Origin of the sequence: uncultured Arcanobacterium sp. (assembly GCF_947253055.1) — a bacterium.
GTDB lineage: Bacteria > Actinomycetota > Actinomycetes > Actinomycetales > Actinomycetaceae > Arcanobacterium_A.
The window spans coordinates 1-2,588 of record NZ_CAMXYE010000118.1 but is presented as its reverse complement, the minus strand read 5'-3'; the positions used below and the strand labels follow the sequence as shown (position 1 = coordinate 2,588).

Annotated in this window: 2 protein-coding genes; both read left to right on the top strand. The window is 46.3% G+C overall.

The window, feature by feature from the left end:
• The coding region (locus tag Q0X35_RS06460; protein WP_297566678.1) for a class I SAM-dependent methyltransferase at positions 1–783 on the top strand (783 nt) is incomplete at its 5' end.
• A 115-nt stretch (positions 784–898) separates the two neighbouring features.
• Positions 899–2,236, top strand: coding sequence for a threonine/serine exporter ThrE family protein (locus tag Q0X35_RS06455; RefSeq protein WP_297566676.1), 1,338 nt, complete (start codon positions 899–901; stop codon positions 2,234–2,236).
• Positions 2,237–2,588 lie beyond the last annotated feature (352 nt).

The following is a 2,588-nucleotide window of genomic DNA, read 5'->3' as shown; positions in this document are numbered from 1 at the left end:
GGAGCCCCGTTCCCACACCCAAAAGAAAATAAAGTAGTGAAAGCGGAAGTACAGAATCCTTTTTTACAGATAGGCGGCGGTGCTGCTGCCTATCGCGATGTACGCCCTAGCTATCCAGCAGATATTATTTCCCAGCTGCCGCTCAGTTCACATACGCCAGTGGCAGATATAGGTGCGGGTACTGGGAAACTCACTGCGCAACTTTGCCAGGTAAGCGATTCCGTCTGGGCGGTAGAGCCAGCTAAAGAATTCCGGGAAATTTTCCGGCAGGAACTTCCGGATTTTCCTGCTTCGCGCTTAATTTCCGCTACCGCCGAAAATACGGGATTTGCGCCCGCCACTTTTTCCCTTCTCACTTACGCTCAGTGCTGGCATTGGTTAGATGCAGAAAAAACGGCCCAAGAGGCGGCACGAATTCTAACTCCCGGTGGCGCAGTGGCGATAATTTATAACCAATTCGACGTCTCTATACCGTGGGTATTGCAGCTTTCGCGAATTATGCGTTCCGGGGATGTACACCGTTTCGATAAACCGCCTAAACTAGGAAAAGATTTTTCTTCTCCGCAGCTGGAGCGCAGCTATTGGATAGATACTCTAGAAGTGCCAGAACTCTTTGCTCTCGGCACCACTCGTTCTTCGTGGATTAAATCTAGTGCAGAAAATCGGCAGAAAATGCGCGAAAATTTGCGTTGGTATATCTGTGAGGAGCTGGGGATAGATTTTACGGAAGGAATAATTAGACTTCCGTATCACACTCTGCTGTGGACGGCGTATAAGCAGTAATAAACTAGACAAGCTAAGGGAAAATTTGTCAGCAGTTTTTAATAATAGATAGTATCTTTACGTATGAGCTTTACGTATGAGCTGAGTATTTAAGAAATTTGAAGCGGAGTGATGCATGGCAGCGGAAGTGGCAGCAAAGGAAAAAGATTTTGGTGCATCTGATTCACTTGCCGAAAAAGCGGCAGCGATATTAGATTTTGGCAGTCTTCTTCTGGCTTGCGGCGCTGGTGGCTACCGAGTGAAATCTTGTTTGGCTCGCGCGGCAAAAGCACTAGGACTTACCAAATACGAATCCCATATCTCGATGAAGCATATTACTGCTACAGCTTGGGAAAACGAAAAAAACCACACTCAGTATACTGAGCAACGGCAAGTGGGAGTAAACGTAGAAAAACTAGACCGGCTGATGGTTTTTTCCGAAAAGCTGCGCCCGGGGACGACGGTAGCAGATTTTCGCCGTGCTCTAAAGCAGCTTTCCGCAGATGATTGGCACTATCGGCGCTGGGTTACGGTATTTTTTGCCGCTATTGCCTGTGCAGCTTTCTGCTTTTTGAATGGTGGCTACATTGTGGAATGCTCTGCGGTATTTTTTGCGGCGGGAATCGGGCAATACGTACGAAAAATAATGCTGCACCGCAACTACGCGCATTTTTTAGTGTGGATTGTCTGTGCGATTGTATCTACTCTTCTTTATATCGGAATCCTCGATTGCTATGAATACTTCCAGCTCGCTGGGGTATATACGCACGAGGCGGGAATAATATCTTCAATACTCTATCTAATTCCTGGATTCCCTCTCACTACTGCGATGTTGGATTTAGTGCGCGGTGATTATCAATCTGCTATCACTCGCTTTTGCTACTGCATCTTAGTGATTGGCTCTGCCGGGCTTTCAGTCTGGTTGGTATGCCACTTTGCAGATTGGAATGTGGATAATCCAGTTAATCATCTGCTAGATCCCGCTTTGCGAAATACTCTGCGCATACTGTGTTCTTTTATAGCGGCATACGGCTTTGCAGTTCTCTTTAATGCGCCGTGGAAAGTGGCAGCGGCCGCCGCGGGGATAGGAGCTTTTGCTAATGCCGGGCGTATTGTCGTACTCCAAGAATGCCTAGATATACCTTGGCAAGTAAGTGTAGGTATGGCCGCGCTGGTAATCGGTATCCTCTCTACAGTCATTGCTTGGAAGACGGCGCATTCCCGGGTATCGCTTTCTGTGCCAGCGGTAGTGATTATGATACCGGGAGTGCCTTTTTACCGAGCTCTAGTGGCTGCCAACGAAGGAAATGTATTAGATGCGCTTTCTTCGTTAGCAGAAGTGTTTTTCGTGGTGATGGCCATCGGTTTTGGTCTCGCTTTAGCTCGGACTATCTTAGATCCGGCTTGGCGCATGGATGTTGATACCTCTACTTTGCCCGATTCTTTAGAGCAGAAAAATTTTCAGTCGGTATAAAGCTGGAGTCGGTATAAAGCTGGAAGAGTTTGAGTATTTAAGAATCTGAGTACTTAAAATGGGGTGCCTAGCAATTTTGATAATATAATCCGGCTTGAAAAATTTTGCTGAAATATTTTGGGATGAGTATTCAATGCTATAAGAGAAGTAGAAAAGCGCAAATAAAAGAGTAAATAAAAATGCCTGAGGGAATTTCCCCCAGGCATTTTTATTTCTAGAGCCTTTTAGAACATTGCAAAAGATCCTAAAATCTGCCCACAGAAAATCTTTGCCACCATCGCAACTGGATATACCATGGCATATCCGAGAGCTACGCGCGGATCGAAATTGGTGCGGTCATTGGAGAAGGCCA